Annotated in this window: 21 protein-coding genes; 16 read left to right on the top strand and 5 right to left on the bottom strand. The window is 60.6% G+C overall.

Translation table 11 applies throughout. From position 1 onward, the window contains the following. The first annotated feature begins 177 nt into the window (after positions 1-177). Positions 178-1,773 (top strand): inorganic phosphate transporter, encoded by a 1,596-nt coding sequence (locus tag AC1DUP_RS10170; RefSeq protein WP_477832592.1) that lies wholly within the window; start codon positions 178-180, stop codon positions 1,771-1,773. A 106-nt stretch (positions 1,774-1,879) separates the two neighbouring features. On the opposite strand, the gene AC1DUP_RS10165 is transcribed toward AC1DUP_RS10170, so the two are convergent. Next, positions 1,880-3,451: a putative bifunctional diguanylate cyclase/phosphodiesterase gene (locus tag AC1DUP_RS10165; protein ID WP_477832591.1), complete on the bottom strand. Its 1,572-nt coding sequence runs from the start codon at positions 3,449-3,451 to the stop codon at positions 1,880-1,882. A 234-nt stretch (positions 3,452-3,685) separates the two neighbouring features. Here AC1DUP_RS10165 and AC1DUP_RS10160 point away from each other — a divergent pair, with 234 nt between their 5' ends. The 4 genes from AC1DUP_RS10160 (at position 3,686) to AC1DUP_RS10145 (ending at position 6,381) form a co-directional block, all read left to right on the top strand. Then, the gene (locus tag AC1DUP_RS10160) at positions 3,686-3,928 is read left to right on the top strand and encodes a DUF6894 family protein (protein ID WP_113295422.1); all 243 of its coding nucleotides are present in this window, start codon (positions 3,686-3,688) and stop codon (positions 3,926-3,928) included. 61 nt (positions 3,929-3,989) lie between these two features. Further along, positions 3,990-4,343 (top strand): hypothetical protein, encoded by a 354-nt coding sequence (locus AC1DUP_RS10155; RefSeq protein ID WP_477832590.1) that lies wholly within the window; start codon positions 3,990-3,992, stop codon positions 4,341-4,343. A gap of 107 nt (positions 4,344-4,450) precedes the next feature. Continuing rightward, positions 4,451-5,944, top strand: coding sequence for a sensor histidine kinase (locus AC1DUP_RS10150; protein ID WP_477832589.1), 1,494 nt, complete (start codon positions 4,451-4,453; stop codon positions 5,942-5,944). Further along, on the top strand, positions 5,941-6,381 hold the full coding sequence (locus AC1DUP_RS10145; protein WP_113295423.1) for a response regulator: 441 nt from the start codon (positions 5,941-5,943) through the stop codon (positions 6,379-6,381). Before AC1DUP_RS10150 ends, AC1DUP_RS10145 begins: the two co-directional genes overlap by 4 nt. A 278-nt stretch (positions 6,382-6,659) precedes the next feature. On the opposite strand, the gene AC1DUP_RS10140 is transcribed toward AC1DUP_RS10145, so the two are convergent. Then, positions 6,660-7,205: a histidine phosphatase family protein gene (locus tag AC1DUP_RS10140; RefSeq protein ID WP_113309421.1), complete on the bottom strand. Its 546-nt coding sequence runs from the start codon at positions 7,203-7,205 to the stop codon at positions 6,660-6,662. A gap of 231 nt (positions 7,206-7,436) precedes the next feature. Here AC1DUP_RS10140 and AC1DUP_RS10135 point away from each other — a divergent pair, with 231 nt between their 5' ends. From AC1DUP_RS10135 to AC1DUP_RS10125, 3 genes are all read left to right on the top strand, one after another. Next, the gene (locus AC1DUP_RS10135) at positions 7,437-7,646 is read left to right on the top strand and encodes a CbtB domain-containing protein (protein WP_113508366.1); all 210 of its coding nucleotides are present in this window, start codon (positions 7,437-7,439) and stop codon (positions 7,644-7,646) included. 113 nt (positions 7,647-7,759) lie between these two features. Then, positions 7,760-8,494, top strand: a complete 735-nt coding sequence (locus AC1DUP_RS10130) for a CbtA family protein (protein WP_477832588.1) — start codon at positions 7,760-7,762, stop codon at positions 8,492-8,494. An 85-nt stretch (positions 8,495-8,579) separates the two neighbouring features. Continuing rightward, a complete protein-coding gene (locus AC1DUP_RS10125) occupies positions 8,580-9,176 on the top strand; it encodes a hypothetical protein (RefSeq protein ID WP_477832587.1) in 597 nt (198 codons plus the stop codon). Here the strand turns inward: AC1DUP_RS10125 and AC1DUP_RS10120 are convergent. Next, on the bottom strand, positions 9,173-9,835 hold the full coding sequence (locus AC1DUP_RS10120; protein ID WP_477832586.1) for a sulfite oxidase-like oxidoreductase: 663 nt from the start codon (positions 9,833-9,835) through the stop codon (positions 9,173-9,175). The genes AC1DUP_RS10125 and AC1DUP_RS10120 overlap by 4 nt on opposite strands. A gap of 198 nt (positions 9,836-10,033) precedes the next feature. Between AC1DUP_RS10120 and AC1DUP_RS10115 the strand changes: the two genes are divergently transcribed. The 8 genes from AC1DUP_RS10115 to AC1DUP_RS10080 all read left to right on the top strand — a co-directional run bounded on the left by AC1DUP_RS10115 (position 10,034) and on the right by AC1DUP_RS10080 (position 18,654). Next, the gene (locus AC1DUP_RS10115; RefSeq protein ID WP_477832585.1) at positions 10,034-11,818 is read left to right on the top strand and encodes a sensor histidine kinase; all 1,785 of its coding nucleotides are present in this window, start codon (positions 10,034-10,036) and stop codon (positions 11,816-11,818) included. Further along, complete coding sequence (locus tag AC1DUP_RS10110; RefSeq protein ID WP_477832584.1) at positions 11,815-13,170, top strand: sigma-54-dependent transcriptional regulator; 1,356 nt, start codon at positions 11,815-11,817, stop codon at positions 13,168-13,170. Before AC1DUP_RS10115 ends, AC1DUP_RS10110 begins: the two co-directional genes overlap by 4 nt. 123 nt (positions 13,171-13,293) lie before the next feature. Next, complete coding sequence (locus AC1DUP_RS10105) at positions 13,294-13,617, top strand: metalloregulator ArsR/SmtB family transcription factor (protein ID WP_113508523.1); 324 nt, start codon at positions 13,294-13,296, stop codon at positions 13,615-13,617. Between the two features lie 56 nt (positions 13,618-13,673). Then, positions 13,674-14,120: an SRPBCC family protein gene (locus AC1DUP_RS10100; RefSeq protein ID WP_477832583.1), complete on the top strand. Its 447-nt coding sequence runs from the start codon at positions 13,674-13,676 to the stop codon at positions 14,118-14,120. 204 nt (positions 14,121-14,324) lie between these two features. After that, positions 14,325-15,308 (top strand): tripartite tricarboxylate transporter substrate-binding protein, encoded by a 984-nt coding sequence (locus AC1DUP_RS10095; RefSeq protein WP_477832582.1) that lies wholly within the window; start codon positions 14,325-14,327, stop codon positions 15,306-15,308. Positions 15,309-15,409: 101 nt separating this feature from the next. Continuing rightward, entirely contained in the window at positions 15,410-15,871 is a 462-nt protein-coding gene (locus AC1DUP_RS10090; protein ID WP_113295434.1) for a tripartite tricarboxylate transporter TctB family protein, read from the top strand. 9 nt (positions 15,872-15,880) lie between these two features. Beyond that, the gene (locus AC1DUP_RS10085; RefSeq protein ID WP_477832581.1) at positions 15,881-17,386 is read left to right on the top strand and encodes a tripartite tricarboxylate transporter permease; all 1,506 of its coding nucleotides are present in this window, start codon (positions 15,881-15,883) and stop codon (positions 17,384-17,386) included. 92 nt (positions 17,387-17,478) lie between these two features. Next, a complete protein-coding gene (locus tag AC1DUP_RS10080; RefSeq protein WP_477832580.1) occupies positions 17,479-18,654 on the top strand; it encodes a M20 aminoacylase family protein in 1,176 nt (391 codons plus the stop codon). Between the two features lie 6 nt (positions 18,655-18,660). Here AC1DUP_RS10080 and AC1DUP_RS10075 read toward each other — a convergent pair whose 3' ends face one another. Both AC1DUP_RS10075 and AC1DUP_RS10070 read right to left on the bottom strand, forming a co-directional pair. After that, positions 18,661-20,448: an adenine deaminase gene (locus AC1DUP_RS10075; protein WP_477832579.1), complete on the bottom strand. Its 1,788-nt coding sequence runs from the start codon at positions 20,446-20,448 to the stop codon at positions 18,661-18,663. Next, positions 20,445-21,365 carry a nucleoside hydrolase gene (locus AC1DUP_RS10070; RefSeq protein WP_477832578.1) on the bottom strand — a complete coding sequence of 307 codons (921 nt, stop codon included), beginning with the start codon at positions 21,363-21,365 and terminating at the stop codon, positions 20,445-20,447. Before AC1DUP_RS10070 ends, AC1DUP_RS10075 begins: the two co-directional genes overlap by 4 nt.

Raw genomic sequence — 21,365 nt, 5'->3', positions numbered from 1 at the left:
TGACGAACTTAGCGTCATCGTGCCGGGTGGGAAGTCTCTTGAATCCCGGCAGGCAATTTTTGGTTGCTGATTTCGGTCCCGGTTCCGGCATGGCTCGCGAATGGCCGCGTCATGAGAGCTTCACGCTAGGGATTTATTAACAAACGGCAATTTGCAAATGGAACAAGGAACTATGCCATGGCCGACATTGCCCCCAGCCATAGCGACGCTTCCCATCCGCTGCATCATTCGAACTCCGCCGGCAAATGGTTCTTGCCGGTGTTCGGGCTCGTTGTGGTCTGCGGTCTTGGATATGTCGGCTATGCCCTCGCCCGTGATTTGACTGCTGCAGTTGCCGTTCCCTGGCTGCTTCTCGGCCTTGCGCTGCTGATCGCGCTCGGCTTCGAGTTCGTCAACGGTTTCCATGATACGGCCAATGCCGTGGCGACCGTTATCTACACGCGCTCCATGCCGGCGGAATTTGCCGTCATCTGGTCAGGCTTCTTCAATTTTCTCGGCGTCTTGACGTCGACGGGCGCCGTCGCCTTCGGCATCCTGGCCTTGTTGCCGGTCGAGCTCATCCTACAGGTCGGCTCTGGGTCGGGCCTCGCCATGGTCTTCGCTCTTTTGATCGCAGCGATCGTCTGGAACCTTGGTACCTGGTATCTTGGTCTGCCGTCATCGAGCTCGCATACGCTGGTCGGCTCGATCATCGGTGTTGGCCTCGCCAACCAGTTCCTGGCGCCGGCAGGTTCAGCCACCAGCGGTGTGGACTGGTCGCAGGCAACCAACATCGGCCTGTCGCTCTTGATCTCGCCAATCATCGGTTTCGGCCTTTCCGCCATCCTGCTCGTCGTTATGAAGTTCCTGGTACGCAAACCCGAGCTCTACCAGGAGCCGAAGGGCAACCAGCCGCCGCCGTTGTGGATCCGCGCCATCCTAATCTTTACCTGCACGGGCGTCAGCTTCGCCCACGGTTCGAACGACGGCCAGAAGGGCATGGGTCTCATCATGCTGATCCTGATCGGTCTGGTGCCGACCGCCTTCGCGCTGAACCGCACACCTGATGTCAACTACCTCGAAGCCTACAAGTCGGCTTCGGCACAGGTGGAAACCGCGCTCGGCAAATATGTGAAGCCGGGTATCACCGTCAGCGACTACAAGGCGGAAGTCAGCAATGCCGTCAAGAACAAGGTCTGGACGGATGCGACCACGCCGGCGTTGCAGCAGTATATCCACCAGACGAGCACTGAAGTCGCGGCTTTTCCGACGCTGGAGGCCGTTCCGACCAATCTTGTCAGTAACGTCCGCAACGATATCTACCTGATCGGCGAGGCGCTCAAGCTCATCGACAAGCAGAAGCTGCTGCCGATGGATGCCAGCGATCTCAAGGCCGTCACCGGCTATCATGCGGCGGTGGACAACGCCACGAAGTTCATTCCGTTGTGGGTGAAGGTCGCCGTCGCGCTGGCGCTTGGTCTCGGCACCATGGTTGGCTGGAAGCGCATCGTCGTGACTGTCGGTGAGAAGATCGGCAAGACGCACCTGACCTACGGACAGGGCGCTGCCGCGGAAGTCGTCGCCATGGTGACGATCGCCTCGGCAGACCATCTCGGCCTGCCGGTTTCGACCACGCATGTGCTGTCATCCGGTGTGGCTGGCACGATGGCAGCGAACGGATCGGGCCTGCAATGGTCCACCGTGCGCAACATGCTCATGGCCTGGGTGCTGACGCTGCCGGCCTCGATCGCGATCGCCTTCCTGCTGTTCGTGATCCTGCGGCAAGTCTTCTAGTGTAAAGCATTTCCGTTTTTCTTCGAAACACGGGAATGCTCTACCTCTTTGTTTTTACGCAGTCCCGGACGCAAGCCGGTTCACCCTTTTATTGGAATTGCTCTATTCAGGCCGTGGAGGCCAGATTGGCATTTTGACTTTCGGCGAAGATGTCCGCCTCTGCGGCGGGCATCGCCTTGCCGAAGAGATAGCCCTGGCCGATGTCGCAGCCGAGCTGCAGCAGATAGGCCAGCTGGGCGTGCTCCTCGACGCCTTCTGCCGTCGTCTTGATATTGAGGCTTCTGCCGAGAGCGAGCATGGCGCGGACGATTTTTTCCTGCTTCTCGTCCTCCCGGCAGGTGGCGATGAAACTCTTGTCGATCTTGATCTTGTCGAAACGGTAGCGGGCGAGCTGAGCGAGGCTCGAATAGCCCGTGCCGAAATCATCGAGTGCAATCTGTATGCCGGCCTCATGCAACTCATCGAGAATATGGGCGGCGATCGCCGGGTCCTGGATCAGCGCGTTTTCTGTGATTTCCACTTCCAGCCGCTTTGCCGGCAGACGGCTTGCGGTCAGCACTTTAAGGATGCGGGAAGCAAGCAGCCTGTCTTCCATCTGCACCGGCGACACGTTGAAGGAAAGCCTGACATGATCCGGCCAGGCCAGCGCATCGTAACATGCCTGGGTGAGCAGATTTTCGAACAGTTCGGTGATCATGCCGGTTTCTTCGGCAATGCTGATGAAAACCGGGGGAGGGATGTTCGTGCCGTCGTCGTCGGTCCAGCGAGCAAGCGCCTCGAAGCCGCAGAGCCTGCCGCTTCTGAGATCAATCAGCGGCTGGTAATAGGTTTTGATCGCCTTCTTCTGAATGGCGCCGCGCAGCTTGGTCTCCAGTGATGCGCGTTCCGTTACCTTGTTCTGCATCGACGGTTCGAAGGTCAGTTGATGATTGGGACCGCGCGATTTCGCCTCGTACATGGCAAGGTCGGCGCGGTGAGCGGCATCCTCCAACGGCTCGGCGCCTTCGCTCCAGCGGCCGTAACCCACGCTTGCGCCGACCTCGACGGCAAAGCCGTCGATCAGTATGGGGCGCGTGACCGCCTGGATGAGCACCTTGGCAAACCATTCCTCCCGCGCCGCGGTCATACCGAGGGCGATGATGATGAATTCATCTCCGCCGAAACGGTAGACGCAATCGGCATTGCCCAGCGCGCAGATGCGCTTGGCCACTTCCACCAGCAGAACGTCGCCGCCCTTGTGGCCAACGAGGTCGTTGACTTTCTTGAAGCCGTCGAGATCGACGGAGAAGATCGTGACGTTGCTCCTGACTTCTTCGGGAATATTGCCTTCCTTATCGGCGGGCTTGGGCAGGATTTTGCGTTCGAAAGCGTAGCGGTTCGGAAGCTTGGTCAGATGATCGTGGGTGGCGGTCCAGTCGGCGCGCGCCTGGGCGGCGTCGCGAAGTTGCATCTCCTTGCGAAGGTCGGCAATGCGCAACACGGAATAAATGAAACTCATCGCGCCGGCGATGCCGAGGGCCAGCACGAATTTATCGGCGCCGTAATTCTCGAAGTTGCTCATGAAGGAAACGAGCCAGCTATCGACATCCAGCAGGGCGCCTGAAATCCAGATCGCTGCACCGAGCGCCATGATCGTCAGACATTGCCTTCCCGCCCTGCTCCTGAAGAATTCCGGCATCAGCTTCTCCATCTCCACCCGGGGCGGAAATATCATGAAAGTCTGAAATGTTTATTGAAACCTGAAGGCGAATTGTTGGAGACAATGCCACGCATTCGTTAGCACTTTCATCGCTACGCCTACCCCTTTCGTGCTGCGCAGCATTTTCATAGCGTACGGAGCACCGAATTTTACCGGCGATTTGAAACCTTTGGCCGCTTTCCGCTTTATGCTTTCGCAACGGGTGCAGGGCAGATGTCTCTCTTCTATTTCAAGACCATAGACAATGACGGCACGGCTCCGGGCGATCTGCCGTTCGAATTTCCCGACCTTTTCGCCGCCGTGGAAGAGGCAAAGCATGTACTGGCCGAAATGGCGCTCGACGGTTTGCCGCAACAGCCGGGCGGATCGCTGGGCATAGAAGTGCAGAACGGGGACCGCTCTCCGATCGTGCGGCTGCGGCTGGAGCTGAAAGTAGATTACATCCGGCCGTCCTAAATCGGAACCAATGCTGCGCTCAAGCCGTTTTCCGAGACCATTCACGACAGAGGACAATCTCATGCAACTTGTCGGCACCCAGGTCATTCCCGCCTATGGCGCTAAAGGCGGTTTTACGGTCGAGTTTGTGGGCGACGGTGGCGAAGTCGTCTCCGTGCAGATCAAGAACGATCGCGGTCAGCAATTGAACCGGCTGAACGCGGTGGAAAAGGCGAGGGAAGTGATGAGCCGCTTCGCCACGGCGCCAATCCGCGAGGATGATAACGAGCAACCAACGGGGTTGCGGAATGCTCGTTCGCGAGGTGACGAGGAGGCGATGGAAGAACAACTGGACGAGGGACTGGAAGGCACTTTCCCCGCCAGCGATCCGGTCTCGATTACCTACACCGCAATACCAAAGGGCCGCAAACACTGATCCCCTTTCACGGCCGCTATGCCTGAAAGCGCCCTGCGATCATCGGCTTGATCGCAGGGCGTTTTTCCGTCACTGGTGCTTTAACCGCTGTTCAGAGATCGTTTTTCATGCCCTCCTCAAATGCTTCCTTCGTGCGTTCCGCGCTGATCATGCTGGCGCTCGGCGTGCTGATCCTGACGGCAATCGTCGGGGCATCGCTTTGGCTGGTGCGGGAAAACAGCCTCTATTCCGATGAGGTGGCGCAGATACGCCGCGTGCGCAGCGCTGCAGCCGACCTGCTGTCGACGCTGCAGGACGCAGAGACGGGCCAGCGGGGTTTTCTACTGACTCTCGACCGGAAGTATCTCGATCCGTACAACACCGCCATCCAGGACCTGCCGGCGCGGCGCCAGGGGTTGCTGGATGCAACGAGCGATCTTCCTAAAAATAGCGAAAGCCTGAGGGCGCTGGATAAGGCAATCGACAGCAAGCTCAAGGAGTTGTCATCGACAATTACGCTTGCCTCCCAGGGGCAGATGGCAGACGCCCTTGCCATTGTCCGCAGCGATACCGGCAATGCGGCAATGGCGGCAGTGCGGACGACGCTGGGCGGCCTCATCGCCTCGACAGACGATCGCCTTCGTATCATCGTGATCCAACAACTGGATGCAGCCGACAATCTGCAATGGGTCACCGTGGGCGGCGCCATCGCCATGGTCATCGTCATAGGCGGCGCCATCCTCATCATCTTCCAGCATGTGCGGGAGCTCTCGCGGGCGCAGAAGGAGCTAGAAGTGCTCAATTTCGGCCTCGAAGAGCGCGTTACCGAACGCACTGAAGACCTGATGCGGGCCAACCAGGAGATCCAGCGCTTCGCCTATATCGTCACCCACGATCTTCGCGCGCCGCTTGTCAACATCATGGGTTTTCTCAGCGAACTGGAGACCAGCCTGAAGGCGGTAAACAGCTACGTGCTTGCAGACAACAAACAGCCGAGCGAAGAGGAAATCAGGGAGGCACGGCTTGCGGTGGAGGAAGACCTGCCGGAAGCGATGAATTTCATTCGTTCCTCCACGCGAAAAATGGATTCGCTGATCAACGCCATCCTGAAGATTTCGCGCGACGGCCGACGCAAGCTTGCTCCGGAGCGGATCGATCTCAAGGCGGTGGTGGAAACGGCGGCTGAGAATGTCCAGCACCAGATTGCAGCATCCGAAGGCACGGTGGAAATCGACGTGCGCGTGCCGTCGCTCGTGACGGACCGCTTCTCGCTTGACCAGATTTTCGGTAATCTCTTTGACAATGCCGTGAAATATCGATCACCCAGCCGGCCGCTCGATCTGCACGTAAAGGCCGTACCTGCCGGAAAAGGGCGTATCCAGATCGACATCAAGGACAACGGCCGCGGTATCGGCAAGGCGGATATGGAGCGCGTTTTCGAGCTTTTCCGGCGCGCCGGCACGCAGGACCAGCCGGGCGAGGGTATCGGCCTTGCCTATGTGCGCTCGTTAATACGAAATTTGGGCGGCGATGTTACGGTCGATTCGGCCGAAGGCGTCGGCAGCACGTTCACGCTGACGCTGCCTGCGGACCTCAGCACGATTATAAAGGCAGAGACATGATAGCGACCGGCAAGGAAGTCACCATCGTCATGATCGAGGACGATGAGGGGCATGCCCGCCTCATCGAGAAGAATGTACGCCGTGCCGGCGTCAATAACGAAATCGTGCCTTTCACCAACGGCACCAGCGCGCTCGACTTCATTCTGGGCACGGACCGCAGCGGTGAAGTGAGCCGCGACCGTTATCTTCTGGTGCTGCTGGACCTGAACCTGCCGGATATGTCGGGCATCGATATTCTGGAGAAGATCAAGGGCAACGAACACACCAAGCGCCTGCCGGTGGTGATCCTGACGACGACCGACGACGAGCGCGAAATCCAGCGCTGCTATGACCTCGGCGCCAACGTCTACATCACCAAGCCGGTCGACTACGAGAACTTTGCCCACGCGATCCGCCAGCTAGGCCTGTTCTTTGCTGTCATCCAGATTCCACAATAATCTGCAAAGAGAAAGGCGAGCGGCCGTAGCGCGCTCGCCTTTGACGTGCTCTGACTTTTCAAGCGACGTTGATCAGCAATGGCAGGCCGATCATCACGCCGACAAGAACAGCGACAACAGTTGCGACACGCACGATGCGCAGACGCCGCGTGCGTTCCCCACTCCAGTCATAGGTCATTTTGCGTCTCCTCGGGGAAGGACGTAGAGCCCGGGATTCCGGGTTCAATATGTATGACTGCGTTTGCTTGTGTAAGGCTGGCCTAATTTACGAGGATTATTCAGAAACGCAGCGACCAGCGGCGGCCGTCATGGGTCATGCGTACCATGCCGAGCGGCTGGACATCGATGGTCCAGAAGGAAGCGGGTGGCGCTTTCAGCACATCCAGGATCGCGGCGCGGATGACGGCTGCGTGGCTGACTGCTACGACATGGCCGCCCAGGGGCATTTCCTCGTTCATCCAGCCGGCAATGCGTTTGCAAAGCTGTTGCAGGCTCTCGCCCTCATGCGGGGCGGCTTCGGGATCGGACATCCAGAGAGCAAGATTTTCCGGCTCTTCGGAGTGAAGGTTCATCAGCGGCTTGCCGGCCCAGCGGCCGTAGTCGCAATCCCGCAGCGAGGGAGCAAGGGTCGCGTCGAACCCCAGCATCTCGGCAGTCTGCCGGGCACGCAGCGCCGGGCTCGTGAAAGCCCTGTCCGCCCGTCCTGGCGCCGGCAGCGCGCCTTCGCTCAGCGCCTTCTCCTCCAGCGGTTCGTCCGCCGGAAAAGAGGCGGTGCGATTTGCCGCCGTCGCGCCGTGGCAGATCCATGTGAGGCGGGTAGTCACGTTACTCGGCGCCCTCCGGAGATAGGGCGGGATGGTGGCCGCCCGCATATTAAGTTTCGTTGACAGTATCTTTGACGAACAGATATAACCGTGACGTTGCGGGTTTGGAAGCCGGTGAAAGTCCGGCGCGGTCGCGCCACTGTGACCAGCGTGTCGAAATTCTTCGCGTTGGAAGTCAGACCCTACTGCACACAAGATCTTCGACTGAACGCGTCATTCCCGGAGGAATAAATGTCTGACACCACTTTCGCGCCCGTCGCGGCACCCGCACCGATCCCGCTTGGCCAGATCCTGCCCTGGGCGATCTTCGGCGGCCTGCTGATGCTTTTCGCCATCTATTTCGTCGGCACCGAAGAAGGCGCGATGGCGCTCTTCAACGGTATGTATGTGCACGAATTCGTGCATGACGCCCGCCACCTTCTCGGCTTCCCCTGCCACTAAAGCGCTCCGCGATCTTCCAGATCCGCTCGACACGTTTTTGTTTTTGTTTTTGCATGTCGTCATCGCAAAACCGCTGAACGCTTTGTGCGACGTGCTTTAGGGGAGTGTCTCACATGGTTGGAAATCTTCTGCTTCGCGGCATGATCGCGGGCTTGATTGCAGGCATCCTGGTTTTTGCCTTTGCGCGCTTCTTCGGCGAACCGCTCGTCGATGTGGCCATTGCCTTCGAGGAGGCGGCGGCGCAGGCTGCCGGCGAGGTCGCCGAGCCTGAAATCGTCAGCCGTGCAACCCAGGCGGGGCCTGGGCTCTTTATCGGCGTCATTGCCTATAGCGTTGCCATTGGCGGGCTGTTTGCGCTTGTCTTTGCCTTCGTGCATGGCCGCTTCAGCAGCCTCTCGGCACGCGGCACCTCGGCCGTTATCGCGGTCGCCGCTTTCGTCGCCATCGTGATCGTTCCGGCCATCAAATATCCGGCCAATCCGCCGGCTGTCGGAAACTCGGATACGATCGGCGTGCGCACAGAGCTGTTCTTCCTGATGATTGTCGTCTCGATTGCTTCGCTGATCGCGGCCGTCGCAATTGCCCGCAGCCTGGCAGCGCGCTACGGCTTATGGAACGCGGCGATCGTTGCGGGTGTTCTCTTCGTCGTCTTCATCGGTCTGGTGGAATATCTGCTGCCTCCGATCAATGAAGTGCCGGAGAATTTCTCGGCGATGGTGCTATGGCGCTTCCGCACGACCACGCTCGGCATGCATATGATCCTCTGGTCGGTGCTCGGTCTTGCTTTCGGCGCGCTGGCGGAGAAGCGCCTCGGGGCGAAGGGCGGGTTGCGCCCGGCCTATCGATAAGGAGCGGGAGAGGGGGCTTGCCGCTCCCTCTTCCTCGCGAAGCCTGTCGGCTCTTGGGCTGCTGCGTCGGGACGTTGGACGTATTGTGAAAAACGGATTCAATCTCCTTTATTTCGGCCTTGCTCTGCTGATCGCGGGTAGCGCATCCGCGCATGGAGGCGGCGGGGGCGAGGGCAGCAGTGCAGGCCTGCCGGTGCCCGAAATATCTCACGGGGAAATGGCTGTGATTGCCGACTATCGCGGTCGTATCATGGATCTCGCCGCAAGCGCGGTTGATACAAACGAGCCCTTCCGGCGTGTGCTGAACTATGCCGAAATACAATATTCCTACTGTCTCTGGGGCCGGATACCGGGGAGCGTGACGGATGAGAAAAGCCCGTTCAATGAATGCGCCCATGCCTATCTCGCGGGGACCAAGGCTCTGCTGCTTGCCATGCGCGACATGCCGCAAGAGGCCGTGGCGGCTGGTGAAATCGCATCTGCTGTCGATGTCGATATGGTCGCGCGCGGGCTCTCGTTTGTGACCTGCCGGTTCAGCGGCGAGGGGTTCAACACCGCTGATATCGTGCGGCCGCGCTGGAGCGAGATTCCCCTGCATCCGGCGAGCATGGCTTCGCTTACCGGATTTGCGGCGATTCTTGCGGCGGGATTCTTTGCCGTCAGGCGGTTTCTTCGGATTTAGTCGTCCGAATAGCGCTGCTCGCGCCACGGATCACCATACATATGGTAGCCGTTCTTTTCCCAGAAGCCGGCCTTGTCTGCCGGCATCAGATCAATGCGCCGCAGCCATTTGGCGCTCTTCCAGAAATACAGGTGTGGCACGACCAGACGCATCGGCCCACCGTGATCGCGGGTGAGCGGCTGACCCTCCCACGAGGTGGCGAGAATGGCATCCTCGGCGGCGAAATCGGACAGCGGCAGATTGGTGGTATAACCGTCATAGCTTGTCAGCATGACGTAACCGGCTTCCGCTTTCGGCATGGCGAGATCGAGCAGGTCGCGGGTCGAAACACCTTTCCACTTGTTGTCGTAGCGCGACCATGTCGTGACACAATGGATGTCGCTGACCATGATGCTCTGTTCCAGCGTCTGGAAGGCGGCCCAATTGAGATCGAGTGGCGTCTCGACCAGACCGTGAACCTCCAGTCGCCAGCTATCGGTGGAAATGATCGGCTGCTGGCCGAGATCGAGGACCGGCCAGTTCTTGACCAGGTGCTGGCCCGGTGGCAGGCGTTCGGTTTCCTCGCGGCTGATGCGGCCGGTCAGAAATTTTCCCTCCGCGGCCCAGCGGCGTTTGGATGTTGTGAGCTTGCTGTCTTCGGGGATCTGTTCGTCGCTCATGGCGGTCTCCTGACGGTGCAGCAATCAGACATCCGCGCCCGACAGGTGTCAAGTTTCAGCACCTCTTGGAAATCTGCACCGTGCTCATTACACTTGGATCCGTCGGGTTAGCCTCCACGGGGAGCGGAGGCGGAAAGGGAGGAGCGGGCTCTGTCTGCGCGCTATCGCATCATTGCGGCGTTCTGCGCCGCACCCTTATTGGTTTTCGCTTTCTTCTATTACGGGAGTGCGGTCGCCACGCGCGCCTATATGGGCGAGGCTTCGGCGCAGGCCGGCACCGCACTGCGACTTGCCGTCTCGGCCCTGAGTGGCCATCTCAGCCGCTACGAAGCCCTGCCGGCACTGATTGCCGATCACGACGATATCAAGGATCTGGTGACCCGGCCGGACGATCGGTCGCTGCGGGATAGCGCCAATCTTTACCTCAAGGAAATCAACGGGCTTCTGAAATCCTCCGACATTTACGTCGTGCTGCCGGACGGCGAGACGATTGCCGCCAGCAATTATGACGGCCCAGGCAGCTTCGTCGGCGAAAATTTCAGCTATCGACCGTATTTCCAGGAGGCGATCGGCGGGCATCATGCACGCTTCTATGCGCTCGGCACGACCTCGCTGAAGCGCGGCTATTATTTCTCTTCGCCGATCCGGGTGGAAGGAGAAATCCGCGGCGTCATTGTCTTCAAGGTGGATATCGATGTGATCGAATCCTCCTGGAGCGGCGGCGAGTACCGCATCTTCGTCTCCGACCCCGAGGGCATCATCTTCATGTCAGACAGTCCGGACTGGCTCTATGGGGGCATCCTGCCGCTGAGTTCGGATCGCTTGGCGCGCACCGAGGCATCGCGGCGCTATGCCAATGCGAAGCTCGTCGAACTGCCGGTCATCCGTCATCGCTTCGAGGATCATGACCTGATGACGCTCGCCGGCGATCGTGGTCAGAGCGAATATCTCGTTCTCTCGCATTACATGCCAGCTGAAGACTGGACGGTGCACGTGCTGATGGACACAAGTTCCATCCGAACGCAAGCTAGCACTGCGCTGGTCGTGGTTTTCCTTGTTCTGTGCATTGCTGCGCTGACATTCGCCGTTCTGCGGCAGCGGCGCATGCGGCTTGCCGAGCGCCTGCAATTGCAGGCCGAGGCACGGAACGAGCTGGAGCGGCGTGTCGAGGAGCGCACGGCCGACCTTGGACGCGTCAACAGCCGCATCGAGGAGGAGATCGCCGAGCGGCGTCTGACGGAGCAGCAACTGCGCCAGACTCAGGCCGATCTCATCCAGGCCGGCAAGCTTGCTGGGTTGGGGCAGATGTCGGCGGCACTTTCGCATGAGTTCAATCAGCCGCTTGCCGCCGCCAAGACCTATACCGACAGCGCCGCCGTGTTACTCGAGCGCGGCCGTACGGCGGAAGCGCAAGATAATATCCAGCGCATCGGCGGGTTGATCGACCGCATGGCTTCGATCAGCCGACATTTGCGTAATTTCGCACGTAAGCCCAATGAGAAGCTCGGTCCGGTGCCGCTCGACGAGGCGATCCGCGATACGCTGGAAATCATCGCCTGGCGGTTGAAAGCCGCAGATGCCGATCTCTGGCTCCATCTCGGGCCGCGGCCGCCGGTGGTGAAGGCCGGTTCGGTGCGGCTGCAGCAGGTGCTGGTCAATGTCATCTCGAATGCTGCCGATGCTGTCGAAGGGCTGGTGGACAGGCGTATCGAGGTTTCGGCGTCCGAAGAGGCAGGCAAGGTGGTTCTGACCGTGCGCGATCATGGGCCTGGTGTGCCGGCGGCGATTGCCGAGCGCATCTTCGATCCCTTCTTCACCACCAAGGGCGTCGGCAAGGGCCTCGGTCTCGGGCTTTCCATATCCTACAACATCATCAAGGATTTCGGCGGCAGCCTGTCTGTGTCCAATCATCCGGAGGGCGGGGCCGTGTTCCGTATCGAGCTTTCGGCCGCGGCAGGCATGATGCCGGAGGCGGCGGAATGAACGAACAGAAAATATTGCTCGTCGACGACGAGGAGGAACTGCGCCGTTCGACGGCGCAGGCGCTGGAACTGTCCGGCTTCAGCGTCGAGACCTTTTCCAATGCCGATCATGTGCTGGAACTGATCGGCTACAGTTTTCCGGGTGTCGTCGTTACTGATATCCGCATGCCCGGTATGGACGGCATGACGCTGATGCAGAAAATCCGCGAACTCGATACCGAGGTCCCGGTCATTCTCGTCACCGGTCATGGCGATGTGCAGCTTGCCGTCAAGGCGATGCGCGAGGGCGCTTATGACTTCATCGAAAAGCCGTTTACTCCGCAAATGCTCGCCGGCGTCATCCGCCGCGCGATGGAGCGGCGCAGCCTCGTGCTGGAAAACCGACTGCTGAAGGCGGTCGCCGGTAAGCGAGACGATATCGAGGCACGGCTGCCGGGGCGCACGCAGATCATGGTCGATCTGCGCTATCGTATCCGCGCGATCGGGGCGAGCGATGCCGATACGCTTGTTGTCGGCGACACCGGGGCCGGCAAGGAGGTGGTGGCGCGGGCGCTGCATGATATCAGCGCGCGGGCGAGCCGGCCCTTCATTGCCATCAATTGTGCGGCGCTGCCGGCAAACCTGATCGAGAGCGAGCTTTTCGGGCATGAAGCCGGTGCCTTTCCGGGAGCAGTGCGGCCGCGCTACGGCAAGTTCGAGCACGGACGTGGCGGTACGATCCTGCTTGACGAGATCGGCTCCATGCCCGTCGACCTGCAGGCGAAATTCCTGCGAGTGCTGCAGGAAAGAACGATTTCCCGGCTTGGCTCGAACGAGACCGTGCCGCTTGACGTACGTTTTATCGCGACGAGCAAAGTTGATCTTGAAGCAGAAGTCGCTGCGGGCCGCTTCCGCGCTGACCTGTTCTACCGGCTGAATGTCGCGACCCTTCATGTGCCGTCGTTGTCGCAGCGCCGGGCTGATATTCCGTTGCTCTTCCTGCAGTTGGTGCGGGAAGCGGCCGCGCGTTATGGCAAGGACGAGATGATTGTGCCGCCGGATGTGATTTCCGACATTGGGCAGCGCGACTGGCCAGGCAATGTCCGCGAATTGCGCAACGCAGCCGACCGCTTCGTGCTCGGTCTCGATGGCGGCGGCCGGCAGGCCGAGGCTGCGGGGCTTGCCGAGCGCGTCGCGGAATTCGAACGTGGCGTGATCGCCAGTGCGCTTGTCGCTCATGGAGGCAGCCTGAAGCCGGTCTACGAATCGCTCGGCATTTCGCGCAAGACGCTTTACGAGAAGATGCAGAGATACGGTCTCGACAAGAAACTGCTGGCCAATGAGATGGCCGGCGAGATGCGCCGCGAGTCCTGATCCAATTCCCAGTCCTGGAGTGTGATTGCCCGTTTTCAGGCTACTTTCGATTCATGCCTTGACATGCAACCATTTGGTTGCCTATAAATATTACAATAGGCAACCAAATGGTTCCGTATCGACGTGGATGAAGACGCGGTTTTTCGAGCTTTAGCGGACGGCAGCCGGCGACGGCTTCTGGATCGCCTGCATGCACGAAACGGCCAGACGCTCGGCGAATTGGGTGAAGGGCTGGAGATGACGCGTCAGGCGGTGGCGAAGCATCTCGGCATTCTCGAAGAAGCGAACCTCGTCTCCACGCGCCGGCAAGGGCGCGAAAAGCTGCATTACATCAATCCGGTTCCGATCAACGAGATCGCGGACCGGTGGATCAGCAAGTTCGAGCGCCGTGCATTAGAGGCGCTCTCCGATCTCAAGAAGAGCCTCGAGGGCAGCAAAGACGAATGAATCGTCCCACCTGCCGGCGAGGGTGTGAACAAGCCTCGGCCAAAGGGAGTATCATCATGGCTGGCAGCGCATTCAATTACGTCACCTATATCCGCACCACACCGGAGCAGCTCTGGTCGGCACTCACGACATCGGAATTCATGAAGAAATTCTGGCTTGGCGTGCAGTTCGAAACCGATTGGAAAGTCGGTTCTGCCTGGCAGATGTGCTATTCCGACGGAACCGTCACCGATACCGGCGAAATCCTTGAATTCGACCCACCCAAGCGCCTTGTGCTGAAGTGGCATAATGAGTTCAGGCCGGAGCTCAAGGCGGAAGGGTTTTCTCGATGTGTGATAGAGCTTGAGCCGATCGGCGAGGCGGTCAGGCTGACGCTGACGCATTCGATACCGGTAGAAAGTTCCAAGTTCATCGGCGCGATCTCCGGCGGATGGCCACAAATTCTCTCCAATCTCAAATCGCTGCTGGAAACGGGCGAAGTCGTCCTTACACCCAACCGGTGAAGGTCAAGTGATGGGTGGATTTCCACCCATCACTTTAACCATTTGTTTCCAAATCGACCCATGCTGCGGCGCACTGTCGCAAAAGCGTCATTCCTCTCCTCTGATCGCGATTGCGGCTGTCAGTCCCTGGCCTGCAAATGAGCCATCCGAACCGGTGCGGAGGATGCGCCGGAGAACGATCCATTTTCATCAGGGAGGAAAACGATGAAAATCCTGAAGGCCATGCTCGGCGTGACCGCCGCCGCTGCCGTTTCGCTTCTCGCCAATGCCGCTTCGGCGCAGACCTATCTCGAGCGCACCATTACCATGGTCGTGCCTTTCGCCGCCGGCGGCCCGACCGATACCGTTGCGCGCCTCGTCGCTGAATCCATGTCGAAGGACCTCGGCCAGCAGATCGTAGTCGAAAATGTCGGCGGTGCCGGCGGCACGCTCGGCGCCGGCCGCGTCGCGGATGCCGATCCGGATGGCTATACGATCCTGCTGCATCATATCGGCATGGCGACCAGCGCCACGCTTTACCGCAAGCTCGCCTATGACACACTGAACGCCTTCGATTATGTCGGTCTCGTCACCGATGTTCCGATGACGATCGTTGCCCGCAAGGATTTTGAGCCGACCGATCTCAAGGGCCTGGTCGAATATGTGAAGGCGAACAAGGACAAGGTTACCGTCGCCAATGCCGGTATCGGCGCCGCATCCCACCTTTGCGGCATGATGTTCATGAGCGCTATCCAGACGCCGCTGACGACCGTTCCCTACAAGGGAACCGGCCCGGCCATGACCGACCTTCTCGGCGGCCAGGTCGATATTATGTGCGACCAGACGACCAATACGACAAAGCAGATCAAGGGCGGTACGATCAAGGCCTATGCCGTGACATCGTCGGCCCGCCTCGATGTGCTCAAGGACATTCCGACGGCGGTCGAAGCCGGCCTGCCGGGCTTCGAAGTCGGTATCTGGCACGGCATCTACACGCCGAAGGGCACGCCGGCCGAAATCAACGAGCGCCTGTCGAAGTCGCTGCAGATTGCGCTGAAGGACCAGAATGTTGCCGCCCGCTTCGCCGAGCTTGGCACCGCTCCCTCGTCGGATGCTGATGCGACCCCGGCGGCGCTGAAGGCGAAGCTCGAGAGTGAAATCGCCCGCTGGAAGCCCATCATCGAAGCTGCCGGCGAATACGCGGACTGAGCCCGACAGCCGCATTCATACCCTCCTCCCGATCGAGGAGGAGGGTATTTGCGCAGTCTCATTTCCGTCGCGACGCCCCATCTCCAACCCCAGGAGACATCATGAAATCTCTCAGTTTCGACACCACCAATGTCATATGCGGTGCCCTGCTTGCCGCGGCCGGCGCCTTCTTTGCCTATCAGTCGCTGAACCTCGACCTCGGTACGGCCTTTCGCATGGGGCCTGGCTATTTCCCGCTCGTTCTGTCAGGCATCCTCGTCCTGCTCGGCCTGATTATTCTCGTCCAGGCCGTGCGGGTTCAGGGCGAGCCGATCGACCCATTTGCCTGGCGCGGCATGCTCTTCATCCTGCCGGCGCCGGTCTTCTTCGGGCTGACGGTCCGCGGGCTCGGTTTTGCTCCGGCAATCTTCCTGACTGCCTTCATCGCTTGTTTTGCATCCAGTCGCATGAATGTGCTGTTCGCGCTGGTTCTCTCGCTGCTGCTGACGGTCTTTTCGGTTGGGGTCTTCAGCTACGCACTTGGGCTGCCGTTCGAACGTTTCGGCCCCTGGGTCCGGTTCTAGGAGGCGGGTATGGAACTCTTCAGCAATCTCGCACTCGGTTTCTATACGGCGGCAAGCCCGGAAAACCTGTTCTTCTGCCTTATCGGCGTGCTGCTCGGCACGCTGATCGGCGTGCTGCCCGGTATTGGTGCCACGGCAACGATCGCCATGCTGCTGCCGATCACCTTCCAGCTCGAGCCTGTTTCCTCGCTCATCATGCTCGCCGGCATCTATTACGGCGCGCAGTATGGCGGCTCGACGACGGCAATCCTCATCAACATGCCGGGTGAATCTTCCTCGGCCGTGACAGCCATCGACGGCTATCAGATGGCGCGCAAGGGCAGGGCTGGCGCTGCGCTCGCGATTGCCGCGCTTGGCTCTTTCTTCGCTGGCACGGTCTCGACCTTCCTCGTGGCTGTCTTTGCGCCGCCACTGACGGCGATTGCACTGCAATTCGGTTCGGCCGAATATTTCTCGCTGATGATCGTCGGCCTCGTATCCTCGATCGCGCTGGCACATGGCTCGGTCGTCAAGGCGCTGGCGATGGTGGCGCTTGGACTGCTGCTCGGCCTTGTGGGCACGGATATCTATACCGGCACGCCGCGCTTCACGCTCGGCATCCGCGAATATGCCGACGGATTGAATTTCGTGGCGCTTGCTGTCGGCGTCTTCGGCATTGCGGAAATCCTGCGCAATCTGGAAGGCGAGAAGACGCGCACAGTGTTGATGGCAAAAGTCTCGGGGCTGTTGCCGTCGAAGGAGGAATTCAGGCAGATGATCGCGCCAATCATTCGCGGCACTGTCATCGGCTCGGCGCTCGGCATCCTGCCGGGCGGCGGCGCGATCCTCGCCTCCTTCGCTTCCTATACGGTGGAAAAACGCGTCTCCAAGAAGCCGGAGGAATTCGGTCATGGTGCAGTTGCCGGCGTTGCAGGGCCGGAATCGGCCAACAATGCCGGTGCGCAGACCTCGTTCATTCCGCTTTTGACGCTCGGCATTCCGGCAAACCCGGTCATGGCGCTTATGGTCGGCGCGATGATCATCCAGGGCATCGTACCGGGGCCAAACGTGGCAACGGAACAGCCGGCGCTCTTCTGGGGCATCATCGCCTCGATGTGGATCGGCAACCTGATGCTCGTCATCCTCAACCTGCCGCTGATCGGCCTGTGGGTGAAGCTGCTGACAGTGCCTTATTACGTGCTCTTCCCGATCATCATGGCCTTCTGCTCGATCGGGGTCTACAGCGTCAATTCCAACGTCTACGACCTCTATGCCGTCGCCTTCTTCGGTTTCATCGGCTACGTGCTCGCAAAACTCCGCTGCGAGCCGGCGCCGTTGCTGCTTGGCTTCGTGCTCGGGCCGCTGCTGGAGGAGAACCTGCGGCGTGCCATGATCCTGTCGCGTGGCGATGCGACGACCTTCGTCACACGGCCGATCAGCGCCATTCTGCTGACGATCGCCGTGGCGGTGCTGATTGTCGTCTTCCTGCCGAGCGTCAAGCGCAAGCGTGAAGAGGTGTTCGTCGAGGAGGCGTGAGGGGTTGCGCTCTCTGCCTGTTTGTTGAAGAAAGAACGATCTGATGCGGGCGCCGTCGGGCGCCCGTTTCGCTTTACAGGATATCCAGGCTCATGAGCATCCCCGCCCGGATCAGCAACGATCTGCCTTTTCTCACCAATCTCCGCCGCGATCTGCATGCCCATCCCGAACTCGGCTTCGAGGAGGAGCGCACCAGCGGTATCGTCGCGAAGCTGCTGGAAGAGTTGGGCATCAAGGTGCATCGCGGCCTCGGTGGCACCGGAGTCGTCGGCACGCTGCAGATCGGTAACGGTACGCGCACGATCGGGCTGAGGGCGGATATGGATGCGCTTGCCATGCCGGAGACAGCAGATCGCCCCTACAAGTCGACGGAACCGGGCAAGATGCATGCCTGTGGCCATGACGGGCATACGGCAATGCTGCTCGGCGCGGCGCGGTATCTGGCAGAAACGCGAGGGTTCTCCGGCACGGTGCATTTCATCTTCCAGCCGGCCGAGGAAGGCCGTGGCGGGGCGAAGCGCATGGTCGAAGAAGGGCTGTTCAAGCAGTTTCCCTGTGATGCCGTCTATGGGCTGCACAATATGCCAGGGCTTGCCATCGATGAAATCGCCGTTGTGGAGGGGCCACAGCTTGCTTCGTCGGATAGCTGGCGGATCACGTTCCGCGGTGTTGGCACGCATGGCGCAAAGCCGCATCTCGGGCGTGATCCAATCACGGCTGCCGGCACCTTCCTATCGTCGCTGCAGACCATCGTTGGGCGTGTCGTCGATCCTCTTCAGCCGGCGGTCGTCAGCGCCTGTTCGGTCCAGGCCGGCAATCCCAGGGCATTGAACGTCATCCCTGATATCGTCGAGATCGGCGGGACGGCCCGCGCCTATTCGCCGGAGGTTCGTGACCAACTCGAGGCGGAAATCGGTCGCCTAGCGCAGGGAACGGCCGCGATGTTCGGCATCTCGGCAGACTATGAATTCGAACGTCGCATTCCTCCTGTGGTCAACAATGCGGATGCAACGGCGCGGGCGCTGGGTGCAGCGCGGGGCGTCTTTGGCGAAAAGGTGCGCACGAGCTTTCCGCCGTCCACGGCCGGCGACGATTTCGCTTTCTTCGGACAGAATGCGCCGGGCTGCTACGTCTGGCTCGGCAACGGCCCTGCCGTGGATGGCGCGCTGCACCACAATACCGCCTACGACTTCAATGACGAGGCGCTCGGATATGGCGCAGCCTATTGGGTGGCACTTGTGGAGCAAGAGCTCAAGGCCGAGGCGTAAACCGCCTCAGAGGGTTTCCAATATCGGGCTCTCCAGCACTTTGCCGGTAACGACATCGGCGATGCCGCAGTCGGTCTGGTGTGGGCCGACATTGCAGGCAAGCGTAGCGCCGAAGCAGGCCTTGAAGACCAAATAGGGTGGCTTCCAGTCGACGATCTTCTCCATGGCCTTGCGGATGCCGGCAAAGCCGTTGGCGGTTTCCTGGAGGGAAGCGTCGCTCACGAGGCCGGAGAGTGGCAGCGGTAGAAGGACTTCGACCTGGCCGTCCTTTGCGACGGCCATGCCGCCGCCGACCTCGATGACGGCGTTTGCCGCAAGCGCCATGTCGCGTGCATTCCCGCCGAAGACGGTGAGGTTGTGGCTGTCATGCGAGACAGTGGTGCAGAAGGCACCGCGCCATTCGCCCCAGCCGGTCAGGAAGCCGATGCGCGGCTTCCCATCCGCCAGTCCATGGCGATGCGCGACAGCGATCATGGCACTGCCGGCGGGCGGCACGACGAAGCCGTCACGAACGTCGGCTTCTGCCTCGCCCCATTGGGTGAAGCGCGGTCGATCGATCGTCGCGAGACGCACTCTGGTGCCTTCAGCGGGAATGCGGAAGTCATCGTCGGTGAGCTGTGCGAGCTTGACCGAGCGCAGGAGCGGGCTTGTATCGAATGGCTGGGTGGGTTCCGTCACCACGCCGTTTTCGGCGACCAAGCGGCCATTGGCGATGACGGTGCGGGCCTTGAAGCCGGCCAAGTCTTCGAACAAGACGAGATCGGCCCGGCGACCAGCTGCGATGAGGCCGAGATCGGAGCGTTTCAATCGCTGTGCCGCATTGAAGGTTGCTGCGCCAAGCGCCCATTCCGGCCTCATGCCGTAGCGAACGAGGCGACGTACCACGTCGTCAAGACCACCATTTTCATGGAGTTCATCGGGGAAAACGTCGTCGGTGCAGAGTGTGACGGTCGCCGGCAGGTGACCGATGCCATCAAGCGCATCGACGAATTCTTTCAGCAGATGATCGTGCGAGCCGCGCAGCTCGATCGTCATTCCGGCTGCGAGTTTCTGCAGCAGGTCGGGGCCTGATGTGAGCTCGTGATCGGAGGTGACGCCGGCCGCCATGAAGGCATTGAGGTCAGCACCATCAAGTCCGCGGGCATGGCCGCAGACGAGCTTGCCGGAGGTCAGGCCGGCATTGACGATGGCTGTCAGACGGGGATCGCCATCGATGACGCCACGCATGTTCATGACCTCGGCGACGCCGCCGATTGCCGGCGTACGCAGCAGGTCGGCGATGATGTTGGCGTCGAAATCCGCGCCGGCCAGTTCGAGACCGGGGGCGGAGGGAACGCAGGAGGGGGCAAGCAGGATCATACGCAGTGGCAGGCAGCGCGAGGCTTCGATTGCCCAGCGCACGCCGTCGAGACCATGGACGTTGCCGAATTCATGCGGATCCCAGACGATTGTCGTGACACCGCGCGGCAGTACGGCTTCCGCATATTCCGCCGGCGTGACCATCGAGCTTTCGATATGCATATGCGTATCGATCAGCCCGGGAGAGATGATGCTGCCGGTGGCATCGATTACGCTTGCGGAATCGCTACGGCTTGCCGGCGCGTGGACGCTTGCGATCAAAGCGCCGACGAGGCCGATATCGGCCTCGCGGATCAGGCCGGTGACGGTATCGAGAATGCGGCCGCCGGTAATAAGCACATCGAAAGGACTATCGCCGCGAGCCGCTGCGACAGCACGGGCACGTAAGACCGGATCATTGAGATCGGCAGGTTCCTGGCGCAGGGTTGCGGTCATTTGCGGGCCTCGTTGACCAGGGCGGCGAGAATGATGACACGCGCCATTTCGGCATCGATGTCGGCGGCGAACTGAGCATTGAACGTTGCGTGAGTGGCGCGGGTTTCAACGACGGTGCGCCCACGCGTGTGCTGGCCTTGCAGTTCTGCATCGATGCGAGCGGGGCGAAAGCTTACCACCTGCGGCGCGACGAAGGCGACGGCGGCCGAGGGATCGTAGATGGCCATGGCTGCGCGTCCGCGGCTGGTGCCGATCCTGATGTAACCGGCGAACATGTCGGCGATCAGGTCGGCATTGGCACCGCCCGCCGCACGCACTGAATCGGCATCCTCCGGCTTTGCGAGAACCTTGCGGCAGAGATCGAGATCGACCATGCGCAGCGGCAGCTTGTGAGCGATGACGATCGCCAGCGCCTCCGGGTCGGCAAGGGCGTTGAATTCGGCGGAGGCCGTGTGGTTGCCCGAGGTGACGCCGCCACCCATCCAGACGAGTTCGGTGATGCCGGCTGCAAGATCGGGCCGCGCGAGCGCCAGTGCTGCGATATTCGTGAGCGGTCCGAGCGCCAGGATGCGATGCGGGCCTTCCAGCTCTAGCCAGCGGCAAAGAGCGACGAAGGCATCGCTGTCAGGGAGGATAGGGGCCGGCGGCAGGTGTTTGCCTGTCGTTGGAATGCCGCTTTCGCCGAGGATCGCCTGCGCCGTCTCTAGTTTGCCGAGGACGGGCATGTCGCGGCCGGTGTGAATTGGAAATTTCCAGCCGAAGGCCTTGGCAGCGCCCGCCGCATTGGTGCGCACCTGCGGCAGCGGCGCATTGCCGAAGACCAGCGAGACGCCGTCGATGTCGAGTTCGGCGTTCGTCACCACCATGATGGCGGCGATATCGTCGAAACCCATGTCCGTGTCGATCCAGACGCCCAT

The sequence above is a fragment of the Rhizobium sp. 01L419 genome, assembly GCF_056400025.1.
Note: the sequence above shows the minus strand (reverse complement) of the source record. Positions and strands in the feature narration are given on the sequence as shown.

Excerpts from the sequence above, each read along its gene's own strand:
- AC1DUP_RS10170 (WP_477832592.1), top strand. The coding sequence starts at position 178 with ATGGCCGACATTGCCCCCAGCCATAGCGACGCTTCCCATCCGCTGCAT.
- AC1DUP_RS10165 (WP_477832591.1), bottom strand. The coding sequence starts at position 3,451 with ATGCCGGAATTCTTCAGGAGCAGGGCGGGAAGGCAATGTCTGACGATC.
- AC1DUP_RS10160 (WP_113295422.1), top strand. The coding sequence starts at position 3,686 with ATGTCTCTCTTCTATTTCAAGACCATAGACAATGACGGCACGGCTCCG.
- AC1DUP_RS10155 (WP_477832590.1), top strand. The coding sequence starts at position 3,990 with ATGCAACTTGTCGGCACCCAGGTCATTCCCGCCTATGGCGCTAAAGGC.
- AC1DUP_RS10150 (WP_477832589.1), top strand. The coding sequence starts at position 4,451 with ATGCCCTCCTCAAATGCTTCCTTCGTGCGTTCCGCGCTGATCATGCTG.
- AC1DUP_RS10145 (WP_113295423.1), top strand. The coding sequence starts at position 5,941 with ATGATAGCGACCGGCAAGGAAGTCACCATCGTCATGATCGAGGACGAT.
- AC1DUP_RS10135 (WP_113508366.1), top strand. The coding sequence starts at position 7,437 with ATGTCTGACACCACTTTCGCGCCCGTCGCGGCACCCGCACCGATCCCG.
- AC1DUP_RS10130 (WP_477832588.1), top strand. The coding sequence starts at position 7,760 with ATGGTTGGAAATCTTCTGCTTCGCGGCATGATCGCGGGCTTGATTGCA.
- AC1DUP_RS10120 (WP_477832586.1), bottom strand. The coding sequence starts at position 9,835 with ATGAGCGACGAACAGATCCCCGAAGACAGCAAGCTCACAACATCCAAA.
- AC1DUP_RS10110 (WP_477832584.1), top strand. The coding sequence starts at position 11,815 with ATGAACGAACAGAAAATATTGCTCGTCGACGACGAGGAGGAACTGCGC.
- AC1DUP_RS10100 (WP_477832583.1), top strand. The coding sequence starts at position 13,674 with ATGGCTGGCAGCGCATTCAATTACGTCACCTATATCCGCACCACACCG.
- AC1DUP_RS10095 (WP_477832582.1), top strand. The coding sequence starts at position 14,325 with ATGAAAATCCTGAAGGCCATGCTCGGCGTGACCGCCGCCGCTGCCGTT.
- AC1DUP_RS10090 (WP_113295434.1), top strand. The coding sequence starts at position 15,410 with ATGAAATCTCTCAGTTTCGACACCACCAATGTCATATGCGGTGCCCTG.
- AC1DUP_RS10085 (WP_477832581.1), top strand. The coding sequence starts at position 15,881 with ATGGAACTCTTCAGCAATCTCGCACTCGGTTTCTATACGGCGGCAAGC.
- AC1DUP_RS10080 (WP_477832580.1), top strand. The coding sequence starts at position 17,479 with ATGAGCATCCCCGCCCGGATCAGCAACGATCTGCCTTTTCTCACCAAT.
- AC1DUP_RS10075 (WP_477832579.1), bottom strand. The coding sequence starts at position 20,448 with ATGACCGCAACCCTGCGCCAGGAACCTGCCGATCTCAATGATCCGGTC.
- AC1DUP_RS10070 (WP_477832578.1), bottom strand. The coding sequence starts at position 21,365 with ATGGGCGTCTGGATCGACACGGACATGGGTTTCGACGATATCGCCGCC.